Source organism: Mycobacterium sp., assembly GCF_044223235.1.
Classification (GTDB): domain Bacteria; phylum Actinomycetota; class Actinomycetes; order Mycobacteriales; family Mycobacteriaceae; genus Mycobacterium.
This window is the reverse complement of sequence record NZ_JBGAME010000006.1, coordinates 98,123-111,293: the sequence shown is the minus strand read 5'-3', so window position 1 is coordinate 111,293 and position 13,171 is coordinate 98,123. Positions and strand designations below refer to the sequence as shown.

At 66.8% G+C, this 13,171-nt stretch carries 12 protein-coding genes; 10 read left to right on the top strand and 2 right to left on the bottom strand.

Translation table 11 applies throughout. The features are described 5' to 3' along the window. Positions 1-234: 234 nt before the first annotated feature. Both ADBZ6K_RS11355 and ADBZ6K_RS11350 read left to right on the top strand, forming a co-directional pair. Positions 235-1,905 carry an HsdM family class I SAM-dependent methyltransferase gene (locus ADBZ6K_RS11355; RefSeq protein ID WP_526346811.1) on the top strand — a complete coding sequence of 557 codons (1,671 nt, stop codon included), beginning with the start codon at positions 235-237 and terminating at the stop codon, positions 1,903-1,905. Next, positions 1,892-2,635 (top strand): hypothetical protein, encoded by a 744-nt coding sequence (locus ADBZ6K_RS11350; RefSeq protein ID WP_526346567.1) that lies wholly within the window; start codon positions 1,892-1,894, stop codon positions 2,633-2,635. Before ADBZ6K_RS11355 ends, ADBZ6K_RS11350 begins: the two co-directional genes overlap by 14 nt. Positions 2,636-2,679: 44 nt before the next feature. Here the strand turns inward: ADBZ6K_RS11350 and ychF are convergent, their stop codons facing one another. After that, a complete protein-coding gene (gene ychF, locus ADBZ6K_RS11345; RefSeq protein ID WP_526346565.1) occupies positions 2,680-3,777 on the bottom strand; it encodes a redox-regulated ATPase YchF in 1,098 nt (365 codons plus the stop codon). Between the two features lie 132 nt (positions 3,778-3,909). On the opposite strand from ychF, the gene ADBZ6K_RS11340 reads away from it, so the two are divergent. Then, a complete protein-coding gene (locus tag ADBZ6K_RS11340) occupies positions 3,910-4,878 on the top strand; it encodes a DUF6542 domain-containing protein (protein ID WP_526346563.1) in 969 nt (322 codons plus the stop codon). Between the two features lie 55 nt (positions 4,879-4,933). Here ADBZ6K_RS11340 and ADBZ6K_RS11335 read toward each other — a convergent pair whose 3' ends face one another. Next, on the bottom strand, positions 4,934-5,935 hold the full coding sequence (locus tag ADBZ6K_RS11335; RefSeq protein WP_526346561.1) for a 4-hydroxy-3-methylbut-2-enyl diphosphate reductase: 1,002 nt from the start codon (positions 5,933-5,935) through the stop codon (positions 4,934-4,936). Between the two features lie 67 nt (positions 5,936-6,002). Here ADBZ6K_RS11335 and ADBZ6K_RS11330 point away from each other — a divergent pair, with 67 nt between their 5' ends. The 7 genes from ADBZ6K_RS11330 (at position 6,003) to ADBZ6K_RS11300 (ending at position 13,157) form a co-directional block, all read left to right on the top strand. Next, positions 6,003-6,557: a lipid droplet-associated protein gene (locus tag ADBZ6K_RS11330; protein ID WP_526346559.1), complete on the top strand. Its 555-nt coding sequence runs from the start codon at positions 6,003-6,005 to the stop codon at positions 6,555-6,557. Beyond that, positions 6,554-7,798 (top strand): exodeoxyribonuclease VII large subunit, encoded by a 1,245-nt coding sequence (gene xseA / locus ADBZ6K_RS11325; RefSeq protein WP_526346557.1) that lies wholly within the window; start codon positions 6,554-6,556, stop codon positions 7,796-7,798. The genes ADBZ6K_RS11330 and xseA overlap by 4 nt, the downstream gene beginning before the upstream one ends. After that, on the top strand, positions 7,795-8,010 hold the full coding sequence (locus ADBZ6K_RS11320; protein WP_526346555.1) for an exodeoxyribonuclease VII small subunit: 216 nt from the start codon (positions 7,795-7,797) through the stop codon (positions 8,008-8,010). The genes xseA and ADBZ6K_RS11320 overlap by 4 nt, the downstream gene beginning before the upstream one ends. Positions 8,011-8,130: 120 nt before the next feature. Further along, the gene (locus ADBZ6K_RS11315; RefSeq protein ID WP_526346553.1) at positions 8,131-9,681 is read left to right on the top strand and encodes an arylsulfatase; all 1,551 of its coding nucleotides are present in this window, start codon (positions 8,131-8,133) and stop codon (positions 9,679-9,681) included. Between the two features lie 107 nt (positions 9,682-9,788). Beyond that, positions 9,789-11,333, top strand: a complete 1,545-nt coding sequence (locus ADBZ6K_RS11310) for an arylsulfatase (RefSeq protein WP_526346551.1) — start codon at positions 9,789-9,791, stop codon at positions 11,331-11,333. Next, positions 11,330-12,247 carry an HAD family hydrolase gene (locus ADBZ6K_RS11305; RefSeq protein ID WP_526346549.1) on the top strand — a complete coding sequence of 306 codons (918 nt, stop codon included), beginning with the start codon at positions 11,330-11,332 and terminating at the stop codon, positions 12,245-12,247. Before ADBZ6K_RS11310 ends, ADBZ6K_RS11305 begins: the two co-directional genes overlap by 4 nt. Before the next feature lie 19 nt (positions 12,248-12,266). Continuing rightward, complete coding sequence (locus ADBZ6K_RS11300; RefSeq protein WP_526346547.1) at positions 12,267-13,157, top strand: formylglycine-generating enzyme family protein; 891 nt, start codon at positions 12,267-12,269, stop codon at positions 13,155-13,157. Positions 13,158-13,171 lie beyond the last annotated feature (14 nt).

Below are 13,171 nucleotides of genomic sequence, written 5' to 3'. Positions count from 1 at the left end.
CATCGGGGCGGCGAGCGCCGCTCCTTCTCGAGCTGCCAGTGTCTCGGCCTTCCCAGTCTGGATACAGGCTGGCCACCGTCAGCGCATCACCGCCCAGGTGTGCAGCTAAGTCGACTTCGGGGCGCCCAAGTGCCCTAGCCGTTGCGGCTCCACTGACAGCTCTGCGCCACTTCCCCACCCTCGTCGGGGGTGTGCTCCCACCGTTTGTCGGTCCGGCAGGGCAAGATGCCGTCCATGGTGTCGGGGGTCGGACAGAGCGATACGGCTGCCCTCCGCAAGGCTCGCGGCGCGTTCTTCACTCCCGAGGCAGTTGCCCGGTATATCACCGACTGGGCCGTTCGCAGCACGTCAGACCGCATCCTCGAACCGTCGTGCGGTGAGGCCTCGTTCCTGCTCGCGGCGGTCGACCGACTGGCGGCACTGCGCACTCACGACGGCAGCGCGCAGTTCGCCGCACTCGACGGAATCGAACTGCACGACGCCTCCGCCCGCGCGGCCCGCAAGCTGCTGAGAAACGCGACTGTCAACGCACGGATCGAGGTGAACGACTTCTTCGCCGTCGACCCGACCGGCTCGTACGACGTCGTGATCGGCAACCCGCCGTACATCCGCTATCAGGATTTCTCCGGCGCGGCGCGGGCGCGGTCGCGGGAGGCTGCGCTGCGTGCGGGGGTCGGCCTGACCAATCTCGCGTCCAGTTGGGCGGCGTTCGCCGTGCACTCGGCGCTGTTTCTGCGGCCCGGCGGGCGCATGGGGCTGGTGTTGCCGGCCGAATTGCTGAGCGTCAACTACGCCGCCGAGGTGCGCCGCTTCCTGATGGCATCGTTCGCCCGTGTCGATCTGGTGCTGTTCACCGAGCGGGTGTTCCCCGACGCGCAGGAGGAGGTGCTGCTGCTGCTGGCCGACGGCTACCTCGACGGTCCGACGGACCACGCCTCCGTCCACCAAGTGCGCAACGCCGCCGAACTGGCCTCGATCGCTGCCGGGCGCACCTGGACGCCGACCCGGCCCGAGGAGAAGTGGACGGCCTCGCTGCTGTCCGCCGATGCCCTCAACGCCTACACGGGGCTGCTGTCGAGCGATCGTTTCACCGTGCTCGAAAGCTGGGGTGACACGACGCTGGGGATGGTCACCGGTAACAACAAGTACTTCGCACTATCCCCCGCCCGCGTTGCCGATCTCGGGCTGGAACCCACCGACGTTCTCCGGCTGTCGCCGCCCGGAAGCCGTCACCTGAGAGGGCTGACGTTCGGGAGCGCCGCGCTCACCGAGCTTGGGCGCAACGGTGCTGCCACTTGGCTGTTCCGCCCGTCCGGCGACCCATCGCCGGCGGCGCTGGCCTACATCGCCGCCGGAGAGGGCGCAGGCGTCCACACCGCCTACAAGTGCCGCGTGCGCAAGCCCTGGTGGCGCGTGCCCAACCTGGCACCCGCCGACCTGCTGCTCACCTACATGAATGCCGACACTCCTCGGTTGTCGACCAACGCCGCCAAGGCTGCCCACCTGAACTCCGTTCACGGCGTCTACCTCGCACCGAAGGTGCGCAAGCTCGGCAAGGCCCTGTTGCCGTTGGCGTCGCTGACGTCGATGACGCTGGTGGGTGCAGAAACCGTGGGCCGCGCGTACGGCGGCGGGATGCTCAAGCTCGAACCGCGCGAAGCCGACCGGCTGCCGGTGCCTCCGACGGCGTTGGTCGAGGCCGCAGCAGAACGCCTCACGAACATTCGCCCGCAGGTGGCCGGGCTGCTGCGCGGCGGGAAGTTGACTGAGGCCTCCAAGCTCGTTGACGACGTGCTGCTGGTCGGCGAATTGGGCATGGCCCGCGCCGAAGTCCGAGTGTTGCGCGACGCGCACGCCGAACTCACCGCCCGACGAGTCGCGAGAGGTCGCCGTGGCGCGAATTGACGACCTGCTCATCGGCGCGATCAGGGCGGCAGGCCCAAAGCCGCCCGATGACGCACCGCAAGCGCAGAAGAACCCGTGGGGCAACAAGATCAGCACCACTCTGGCGCTCGCGATCGCCCAGGAGTTGCGGGCGCGTGGCATGGACGGAGCCCGCCCTGGCGAGCCGGGCGAGGGCGGATTGTCGGGTGCTGAGCGGCGGCTTGCGGGCGGTCTCGGAGCCAAAAAGGTCGACGTCACTTGGGCTACCGAGGAATCGGGTCTGATGCTGGCCTGCTCGGTGAAGACGATCATGTTCCGCGACGTCGTCAACGGACACTTCCAGAAGAACCTCACCAACCGGCGCGGTGATCTGCTGTTCGAGTCGACCACCCTGCACCGCCGATTCCCCTTCGCCGTCGTGGCCGGGTTTTTCTTCTTCGACATCGGCGCAGCCAGCGACCACACGCCGCGTCGCAACAGCACTTTCGACAACGTCTTCCCGCGCTTCCGGCTGTTCACCGGCAGGGCCGATCCGGCCGACCGCGACGAGCAGTTCGAACGGCTCTACGTGCTGCTGGTGGACTCCAACCCCGTTGCGCCGTCAGTGATCTGCCACGAAGTCAACAGCCCCGAGGCGCCGGTGGCCCTCGGGGTCGTGTTCGACGAACTCATCGAACTGACCGCGGAGCGCAACTTCGACATGTACGAGGCAACCAGCGACCACACCATCAGGAAGGCGCGCAGCAAGTAGGAGCGGCGTGGTCAATCGAAGGCTACGCCGTGGTTTGTCGAAGGCTACGCCGTGGCCTTCGATGTAGACGCTGATCCAAACCGGAACTCGACCACGTCGCCGTCGGCCATCACGTAATCCTTGCCCTCCATCCGGACCTTGCCCGCCGCCTTGGCCGCTGCCATCGATCCCGCCTCCACCAGATCGTCGAAGGACACGATCTCGGCCTTGATGAAGCCCTTCTCGAAGTCGGAGTGGATCACCCCGGCGGCCTTGGGGGCGGTGTCGCCCTGATGGATCGTCCAGGCGCGGGCCTCCTTCGGCCCGGCCGTCAGATAGGTCTGCAGCTTCAGCGTGTGGAACCCGGCCCGGGCCAGCGCGTCGAGCCCGCGTTCGGACTGGCCGATCGACTCGAGCAGTTCGGCCGCTGACTCGTCGTCGAGCTCCTGCAGTTCGGCCTCGATCTTCGCGTCCAGGAATACCGCGTCGGCAGGGGCGACCATCTCACGCAACGCCGCCACCCGCGCCTCGTCGGTGAGCACCGCCTCGTCGGCGTTGAACACGTAGAGGAACGGTTTGGTGGTCAGCAGGTTCAGTTCGCGCAGCAGCGAGGTGTCGGTACGGGACGCGAACAGGGTCGTGCCCCCGTTGAGCACCTCCTGGGCCGCCACCGCCGCGTCGTAGACCGGCCTGCGGTCCTTGTGGGTCCGGGCTTCCTTGTCCAGCCGTGGCAGTGCCCGCTCCAGCGTCTGCAGGTCGGCCAGGATCAGTTCGGTGTCGATCACCTCGATGTCCGAGCGGGGATCGACGCGTCCGTCCACGTGCACCACGTCGTCGTCGGTGAACACCCGCACCACCTGGCATATCGCGTCACATTCGCGGATGTTGGCCAGGAACTTGTTGCCGAGCCCGGCGCCCTCCGACGCACCCTTGACGATCCCGGCGATGTCGACGAACGTCACCGGCGCCGGCACGGTCTTCTCGGAGCCGAAGATCCCGGCAAGCGCATCAAGCCGGGAGTCGGGCAGCGGAACCACGCCCTCATTCGGCTCGATCGTCGCGAACGGATAGTTGGCTGCCAGCACGTTGTTGTGCGTCAGCGCGTTGAACAGAGTCGACTTCCCGACGTTCGGCAAACCGACGATTCCCAGGTTCAGGCCCACAGGAAGGACAGTGTAGGAGAATGTGACGGGCGCGCCGGAGCACGCTGGCAGCGCGGCAACGGCGGAAGCCGGTACGGTCGACCTGTGTCAGGACAGCGTGCACGGTCGACGGTGGCGGCCGACCATCGTTCTGTGCACCCCAATTTCCCGGGTCTGCCGTGGTGGGGGGCGGTGCTGCTGGCCGTGACGGCCACCGTCATCGGCTTCGCGATCGACGCCGGTTCCGGGAACAAGGAACTGGGCTTCGCCTTCGCCGCGTGCTACGCGATCGGCTGCGTACTGGCGGTCCTCGCGGTGCAGCAGGCCGGCCTGTTCACGGCTGTGATCCAGCCGCCGCTGATCCTGTTCGTCAGCGTGCCCACCGCCTACTTCCTGTTCCACAACGGCCAGCTCGACGGGCTCAAGGACCTGCTCATCAACTGCGGCTACCCGCTCATCGAGCGGTTCCCGCTGATGTTCTTCACGTCGGCGGTGGTGTTGCTGATCGGGATCGGCCGCTGGTACCTGGGAACGTCGACACGGCGGACACCGGCCACCAGCGCGGCGGCAGGCACCGGAATCGTCGCCGTCGCGTCGGCGAAGATCGCCGCACTCGTCAAGCGGCCTGCGAAGAATGACCCTGCGAAGAATGACGCTGAGCAGGTCAAAGCCCGTCGCAGGCATTCCAGCGATCGTCCGGCCCGAAAGGCCAGGCCGGCCAGCGGCGATCCGGACCGCGCAGCCCGCCGCCCCGCCAAACGCGCCGCACCGTCGCGAGCCAGGCATTCGCGCCCACCCGAGACCGAGACCGTCGAACCGGTGACCGACCGTCCGCGCCGCACCCGGAACCCACGGCGTGCCGAACCCCCACTGCCGCCGTCTACCGAGCCCAGACGCAGGTCGCGCTCCCAGCCTCCGCCCGATCGCTACAGCGGCTATGACCGGCCCGAACGCCGGCGCCGCTACGAGGATCGGTATGAGGATCGGTACTCGGAGCCCTACGACGACTACCCGCCGCCCGAACCGCGCGGACCCCGGACCACCGGCAGGCCGACGCACCATCCGATCTCGCGCGTGCGTTACCGCAGCAGCGGTGACGATGACCCGCGCGAGCAGACGTAAACGCGCCCCCCAAACGGGGGAATTTTCGGCAGTTTGTGGCTGCTCGCCGAGAGCACTACCGGCGCGGCGGGCGGATCTCCCTGGGCAGCGAGAACACCAGCGTCTCGTTGGCCGTCGTCACCGGCTGCACGGTGTCATAGCCGAAGTCGGCCAGACGTTCGAGCACCCCGCGCACCAGCACCTCGGGCACCGAGGCACCCGAGGTGACCCCGACGGTCGTCACACCCGCCAGCCAGGCCGGGTCGATGTCGTCGGCATAGTCCACTAGGTACGACGCATTGGACCCGGCGCCGAGCGCCACCTCCACCAACCGCACCGAATTCGACGAATTGCGCGACCCCACGACGATCACCAGTTCACACTCTGGCGCCATCGCCTTGACCGCGACCTGCCGGTTCTGCGTCGCGTAGCAGATGTCATCGCTGGGCGGGTCCTGCAGCGTCGGGAACTTCTCCCGCAGCCGCCGCACCGTCTCCATCGTCTCGTCCACGCTCAGCGTGGTCTGCGACAGCCAGATCACCTTGTTCTCGTCGCGCACGGTGACACCGTCCACCGCGTCGGGCCCGTCGACGAGCTGGACGTGATCGGGCGCCTCACCGGCGGTGCCGACCACCTCCTCATGACCCTCGTGGCCGATCAGCAGGATGTCGTAGTCGTCGCGCGCGAACCGCTTGGCCTCGTTGTGCACCTTGGTGACCAGTGGGCAGGTGGCGTCGATGACCTGAAGGCTGCGCTCGGCGGCATTGGTGTGCACGGTCGGCGCGACGCCGTGCGCGGAGAACACCACGATCGCGCCCTCGGGCACCTCGTCGGTCTCGTCGACGAACACCGCACCCGCCTTGGCCAGCGTCTCCACCACGTGCCGGTTGTGCACGATCTCGTGGCGCACGTACACCGGCGCGCCGTGCTTCTCCAGCGCGCGCTCGACGGTTTCCACCGCCCGGTCGACGCCGGCACAGTATCCGCGCGGCTCGGCGAGCAGCACCCTCTTGCCGGAAACACCGCCACTGACCGAGCTGGACGCACCCGGAATCCCCATATTGATCGTCGGCGGCATGGAAACAAGGGTACTGACCCGCGGCCAGACAAGACCAGTCGAATCACCCGGCCGTAGGCTGGGCGCCATGGCAACTGCACCGTACGGGGTCCGTCTGCTGGTAGGCGTGGCGGTGACCGCGATCGAGGAGACCCGAAAGCTCCCGCAAACCATCCTGATGTACCCGATAACGCTTGCCAGCCAGGCCGCCCACATCGTCATGCTGATCCAGCAGAACATCGCCGACCTCGTCATCAAGGGTGACGAAACGCTCGACACCATTTTCCCGCCCAAGGCGGAGAAACCCGAGTGGGCGACGTTCGACGAGGAGATCGACGACGAGTTGCCCTCCCCCGCCGAGAACGGGGAGCGGCTCACCGAGGGACGCTTCGCGCTGTACAGCACCGGAGAGCCCGACGTCACCCCCGCGGCAAAAGAAGCCCGGCTCGCCCGCGCCGACGCTCCCGACATCGTGCGCGAGCTGGACTACGAGTCGCTCACCCTGGCCCAGCTCCGGGCCCGGCTGACGTCGTTGCGCGTCGCCGACCTGGAGGCCCTGCTGGCCTACGAGGGCGCGACCAAGGCGCGCGCGCCGTTCCAGACACTGCTGGCCAACAGGATCACCCGCGCGACCGCCAAGTGAGCACGCCGGGGCCGCCGAACTCCGCGGAGAACCCCTGGCCCGTCCGCGCGGTGGCCATCCGGGTCGCCGGGTGGATCGACAAGCTCGGCACGGTGTGGGTCGAAGGCCAACTGACCCAGCTGAAGATCCGTCCCGATTCCAAGACGGTGTTCATGGTGCTGCGCGATCCGGCCGCCGACATGTCGCTGTCCATCACCTGTCCCCGTGACCTGGTCCGCAACGCCCCGGTGAGATTGGCCGAGGGCACCCAGGTGATCGTCTGCGGTAAGCCGACGTTCTACACCGGCCGGGGGTCATTCTCGTTGCGGGTCAGCGAGATCCGTGCGGTCGGCATCGGCGAGTTGCTCGCGCGCATCGAACGCCTGCGCAGGCTGCTGGACGCCGAAGGTCTGTTCGATCCGCGACTGAAGCGCCCGATCCCGTTCCTGCCCAACACCATTGGTTTGATCACCGGCCGGGCATCGGCGGCAGAACACGACGTCATGAGCGTGGCGGCCGACCGCTGGCCCGCGGTGCGCTTCGCGGTCCGCAACACCGTCGTCCAAGGTCCCAACGCCGTCCCACAGATCGTCGAAGCCCTTGCCGACCTGGACCGCACTGCCGGCGTCGACGTCATCGTGATCGCGCGCGGCGGCGGCAGTGTCGAGGATCTGCTGCCGTTCTCCGACGAGACGCTGTGCCGCGCCATCGCCGCATGCACCACGCCGGTGGTCAGCGCGGTCGGCCACGAACCGGACAACCCCCTGTGCGACCTGGTGGCCGACCTGCGGACGGCGACGCCGACCGACGCGGCCAAGCGGATCGTGCCCGACGCGGCTGCCGAGCAGGCACTGGTGTCCGACCTGCGCAGACGGGGCGCGCGCGCCCTGCGCAATTGGGTGAATCGCGAGGAACACACGATCGCTCAGCTGCGTAGCCGCCCGGTGCTGGCGCGGCCGCTCGACTCGTTGACCGCGCGCTCCGCCGAGGTCGAGCGGGCACACAGCGCGGGGCGACGTGACATCAACCGGCTCATCGGGACGGAAACCGACCGGCTTGGTCACCTGTCGGCGCGATTGACCGCGCTGGGGCCCGCCGCCACCCTGGCGCGCGGCTACGCCGTCGTGCAGACGGTGCCGGACTCCGGTGCGGCGACGGTGTTGCGGTCGGCGGACGGCGCGCCGCCGGGAACGAGGTTGCGGGTGCGGGTGTCCGACGGGGCTGTCATGGCCATCAGTGACGGGCCGGAAAGGGCATCATGACGAAACCTGTTGGCGAACTGGGCTACGAAGAGGCGCGGGATGAGCTCATCGAAGTCGTGCAGCGACTCGAGCAGGGTGGCCTGGATCTGGACACGTCGCTGAAACTCTGGGAGCGAGGCGAACAACTCGCCAAACGCTGCGAAGAGCACCTGGCCGGCGCGCGCAAACGGGTCCAGGACGCACTGGCCGGGCGGGAGCCCGACGAGGACTAGCTCCGGCCGCGCCATGAATATCTGACCAATCCGCGCAAGCCCTGACATCGGCTTGCGCGGCGCATAGCGTGGCCCTTGCCGAGGAACTCGAAATCGATACTCCACTACGAGGAGGCAGTCGTGCCCAACGGAAAGCCCAACATCCTGGTCATCTGGGGCGACGACATCGGGATCAGCAATCTGAGCTGTTATAGCGACGGCCTGATGGGATATCGCACCCCGAACATCGACCGCCTCGCCAACGAGGGCATGCGGTTCACCGACTCGTATGGCGAACAGAGCTGCACCGCCGGCCGGGCGGCCTTCATCAGCGGGCAGAGCGTGTACCGCACCGGGATGAGCAAAGTCGGAATGCCGGGTGTGCCGATCGGCTGGGCCGCCGAGGATCCGACCATCGCCGAGCTACTCAAGCCCCTCGGCTATGCGACCGGCCAGTTCGGCAAGAACCACTTCGGCGATCTGAACAAGTATCTGCCGACGGTGCACGGGTTCGACGAGTTCTACGGCAACCTGTATCACCTCAACGCCGAGGAGGAGCCGGAGCAGTACGACTACCCCCACAAGGATCAATTCCCGAGGCTCTATGAATTCGCATTGCCACGTGGAGTACTCGACTGCAAGGCCACCGCCGATGTCTCCACGGAACCCGACGATGCCAAGTTCGGCCCGGTCGGCAAGCAGACCATCGCCGACACCGGCCCGCTGGACACCAAACGCATGGAAACGATCGACGACGACATCGCCGACAGAACGGTCGACTACATCAAGCGCCAGCACGAGGCAGGCAATCCGTTCTTCGTCTGGTGCAACTTCACCCACATGCACGTCGTCACCCACACCAAGCCGGAAAGCCGCGGACAGGCCGGGTTGTGGCAGTCGGCGTATCACGACACGATGATCGACCACGACAAGAACGTGGGCACCGTGCTCGACGTGCTCGACGAACTCGGCATCGCCGAGGACACCATCGTCATCTACTCCACAGACAACGGCCCCCACCGCAACACCTGGCCCGACGCCGGCACCACGCCGTTCCGCAGCGAGAAGGACACCAACTGGGAGGGCGCCTTCCGGGTGCCGGAGCTGATCCGCTGGCCCGGCAAGATCGCGGCGGGCGTGGTTTCCAACGAGATCATCCAGCATCACGATTGGCTTCCCACACTGCTGGCGGCGGCCGGCGAACCCGACATCGTCGAAAAGCTCAAGACCGGCCACACGGCCGGCGCGGACGGCCAGACCCAGTACAAGGTGCACATCGACGGCTACAACCTGCTGCCCTACCTGACCGGCGAGGTCGAGGCGAGCCCGCGGCGCGGGTTCTTCTACTTCTCCGATGACGGGGATCTCGTCGCGATGCGCTTCGAGAACTGGAAAGCCGTGTTCATGGAGCAGCGCTGCCAAGGCACGCTGCGCATCTGGGCCGAGCCTTTCACCGTGCTGCGCGTGCCCCTGCTGTACAACCTCCGCACCGATCCCTACGAGTACGCCAACATCACCTCGAACACGTACTACGAATGGCTGTTCAAGCACGACTTCTTCGTGTTCTACATGACCGCGATGGCGACGAAGTTCCTTGACACATTCCGGGAGTTCCCGCCGCGGCACGAACCGGCGAGTTTCAGCGTCGACCAGGCCGTGGAGAAGCTCAACGCGTTCCTGGGCAAGGACTGACCCCGCGACGCGAATCACCAAAGATCATCCGAAAGGGGTGATGTGCCCGCCTATGCTCGGCTGGAAGCATCACCGTGCACAACCAAGCGCCCAGCAGGAGGTCAGTCATGCCCGGAGGTAAGCCCAACATCCTGGTGATCTGGGGCGACGACATCGGCATCTGGAATCTGAGTTGTTACAGCCGCGGGATGATGGGCTACTCCACGCCGAACATCGACCGGATCGCCGCCGAAGGCATGCTCTTCACCGACAGCTACGGCGAACAGAGCTGTACCGCGGGCCGGTCGTCGTTCATCACCGGGCAGAGTGTCTATCGCACCGGCCTCTCAAAGGTCGGCATGCCGGGCTTCGACGTCGGTCTGCAGAAGGAAGACCCGACCATCGCCGAACTGCTCAAGCCGCTGGGGTACGCCACCGGCCAGTTCGGCAAGAACCACCTGGGCGATCTGAACAAGCACCTGCCGACCGTGCACGGCTTCGACGAGTTCTTCGGCAACCTGTATCACCTCAATGCCGAGGAGGAACCCGAGCACGAGGACTACCCGACCCGCGAAGAGGCGCCACTGCTCTACGACGCCCTGAAGCCGCGCGGGGTCATCCACTCCTGGGCCACCGACACCGACAGCAGTGAGGTGGACGAGCGCTACGGCCCGGTCGGCAAGCAGCGCATCGAGGACACCGGGCCGCTGACCAAGAAGCGGATGGAGACCATCGACGACGAAACCACCGCGGCCTGCGTTGATTTCATCAAACGCCAGCAGGAGGCCGACACGCCCTTCTTCGTCTGGATGAACACCACCCACATGCACTTCCGGACCCACACCAAGCCGGAGAGCCGCGGGCAGGCCGGCCGCTGGCAGTCGGCCTACCACGACACGATGATCGACCACGACGGCCACGTCGGCCAGTTGCTCGACCTGCTCGACGAGCTGGGCATCGCCGAGGACACCATCGTCGTCTACTCCACCGACAACGGCCCGCACGCCAACAGCTGGCCCGACGGTGCCACCACGCCGTTCCGCAGCGAGAAGGCCACCAACTGGGAGGGCGCCTTCCGGATCCCCGAGCTGATCCGCTGGCCCGGCAAGATCAAGGCCGGTTCGGTGTCCAACGGCGTTGTGCAACACCATGATTGGCTGCCGACCTTCCTGGCGGCCGCCGGCGATGATGGCATCGTCGACAAGCTGAAAGCCGGGCATACGGCCGGTGATATGACGTACACGGTGCACATCGACGGCTTCAATCTGCTGCCGTATCTGACCGGCGAAGTGGACGAGAGCCCCCGGCCGGGGATGATCTATTTCTCCGACGACGGCGACGTGCTGGGCATCCGGTTCGGCAACTGGAAGGTCGTGTTCATGGAGCAGCGCTGCCAGGGCACGCTGCAGGTCTGGTTCGAACCCTTCACCAAGCTGCGCGCACCGAAGCTGTTCAACCTGCGCACCGACCCGTTCGAACGCGCCGACATCACGTCGAACACGTACTACGACTGGTTGATCGACCGGATCTTCATGATGTTCTACGCCTCCGCGCTCGTGAAACGCTTCCTGGACACGTTCAAGGAGTTCCCGCCGCGGCAGGAACCCGCATCGTTCACGATCAACGACGCGGTCGAAGAGTTGGAGCGATTCCTCGGCTCGACCGCCGGTTGACCGTGGGCGAACTCGACAGCTGGCGCGACGGGCCCACCAAGGCAGCAATCGTTGCCTTCGTGGACACCGTCGTCACACCCGGAACGGACTTTGTCGCACCGGAGGAACGCGTCGCCGTCTTCGACAACGACGGCACCCTGTGGGTGGAGAAGCCGGCCTACATCCAGCTGGACTTCCTTGTACGCCGCCTGGCGGAGCAGGCGACAGCGGACCCGTCGCTGACCGACAAGCAGCCGTACGCCGCTGCGGCATCGGGCGACCTGGCCTGGTTCGGTGACGCCGTCACCAAGCACTACAACGGCGACGACTCGGCATTGAACGTTCTTGCCGGAGGCATCTTTTCGGCCTACCAGGGGCTGACGGTCGAGGAGCACTCCGAGCGGGTGCGGGCGTTTTTCGGCGAGGCCGGTCATCCCACCCTGGGCCGCCCCTACACCGCGTGTGGCTACCTGCCCATGGTGGAGCTGCTGCGCTACCTGGAGGCCAACGGATTCACCAACTACATCGTGTCCGGTGGCGGCCGCGACTTCATGCGGCCGATCACCGCCCAGCTGTACGGGGTGCCCCCGGAGCGGGTGATCGGCAGCTCGGTGGGGCTGGACTTCAGGGAGGGGAATCTGGTGACCACGTCCAAGCCGGAGTTCCTCAACGACGGCCCGGTCAAACCGGTCCGCATCTGGGGCCGCACCGGCAGACGGCCCATCCTCGCCGCGGGAAACTCCAACGGCGACATCGAGATGCTGGAGTACACCAGCGCGGGGTCCGGACCGTCGCTGAGCCTGCTCGTCCACCACGATGACGCCGATCGCGAATTCGACTACACCGCCGGAGCGGATAAAGCGCTGGACCTTGCATCGTCGAAGGGGTGGACCGTCGCAAGCATCCGCGACGACTGGGCGAACGTCTTTGCCTGACAGGGCCGCGGGGCCGACCGTGGCTGATGACCTGTTCTGGGTCCCCGCGCAGACCGCGGCACTCGGCTCCGAGCGGCACTACCCCGAGGAGGCCCCGGCCCGTGAGGTGACGGTCGACGGTTTCTGGATGCAGACGCACCAGGTGACCAATGCCCAGTACGCCGAATTCGTCGATGCCACAGGATATGTCACCGTCGCCGAGCGGCCGCTGAACCCGGACGATTACCCCGGAGCCCCGCCGCAGAACCTGCAGCCGGGATCGATGGTGTTCCACCGGACCGACGGTCCGGTCGATCTCCGCCACCTCAGTCAGTGGTGGACATGGACGCCGGGCGCGTGCTGGAAGCATCCGCGGGGGCCGCGCTCGTCGCTGCGCAACCGGGACAGCCACCCCGTGGTGCACATCGCCTTCGAAGACGCCGCAGCCTACGCCCAGTGGGCCGGCCGCGAGCTGCCCACCGAGAACGAGTGGGAGGTGGCGGCCCGAGGCGGACTCCCCCGCACCGCCTTCACCTGGGGTGATCAACCCGAGCCGCGAGGGCAGAAGTTGGCCAACTACTGGCACGGCGAATTCCCCTACCTGCCCGATACCGGCTACGGCCAGACCACCCCGGTGGGCAGCTTCCCGCCCAACGGCTACGGGCTCTTCGACATGGCCGGTAACGTGTGGGAGTGGACCACCGATTGGTACACTGACACCCGCGCCGTCGAATCCTGTTGCGCCGAAAATAGTTACGATCCCGCCCAGCCGCAGTTCCGGGTTCCGCGCAAAGTCGTCAAGGGTGGATCGTTCCTGTGCGCCGACAGCTACTGCATGCGCTATCGGCCCGCCGCACGCAGGCCCCAGCCAATCGACACCGGCATGAGCCACATCGGGTTTCGGTGCATCAGCAGAACCGACACGCCATGACCCCGCCCTGAGCG